We start from the raw sequence: 743 nt of genomic DNA, 5'->3' as shown, positions 1-743 counted from the left end.
GCCAACGACGCCGACGCGCTGATCGCGCTGGCCCCCGACTGCGTGGTCTACGCGGCCAGCGGTCCCGACCGCGATGGCGCGGCCGTGCCCGACTACGTGCGCCTGCTGACCGCAGGCATCAACGTGGTCTCGACGTCGTCGACGAGCCTGGTGTACCCGCCGTCCTACTTCGCGCCGAACTGGCGGGACGAACTGGACGCGGCGGCCAAAACGGGCCACGCGTCGTTCTACGCGTCGGGCATCTTCCCCGGGTTCGCCTCCGACCAACTCGCGCTGCTCATGACGACCCAGTCCAAGAGCATCCGCCGGATCACGGCCAGCGAGGTGGCGCTCAACGATCACTACCCGGTGGCCGACGTGATGATGGACGGGATGGGCTTTGGCCGGCCGCTGGACTTCGAGCCGATGCTCAAGACACCCGGGTTCATCGAAATGGCTTGGAAGGCACCGATTCACCTCATGGCCGAGGGGCTCGGCGCCGAGGTGGAGGAGATACGGGGTTCGCTCGACCGTGAGCTCACCTACCGGGACATTGAGGTGGCCTTCGGCACCGTGCAGGCCGGCACCTGCGGCGCGCTGCGGATGCAGGCGATCGGCGTGGTCGACGGCCGGGAGGCCATCGTCATCGAGCATGTCACCCGGCTCGCGCACGACGTCGCCCCCGACTGGCCCACCGGGATCGGCGATCTGTCCTATCGCGTCATGATTTCCGGCGACCCGGACATCGACTGCACGCTGGCCGC

General features: G+C 68.5%; 1 protein-coding gene. It reads left to right on the top strand.

Annotation, left to right across the window (positions count from 1 at the left end):
* Positions 1 to 743, top strand: a 743-nt coding sequence (locus A5708_RS21705) for a dihydrodipicolinate reductase (protein ID WP_065030597.1), incomplete at both ends; no start/stop codon positions are given.

Source organism: Mycobacterium colombiense (assembly GCF_001672755.1).
Classification (GTDB): domain Bacteria; phylum Actinomycetota; class Actinomycetes; order Mycobacteriales; family Mycobacteriaceae; genus Mycobacterium; species Mycobacterium colombiense_C.
This window is presented reverse-complemented; position numbering and strand designations above follow the sequence as displayed.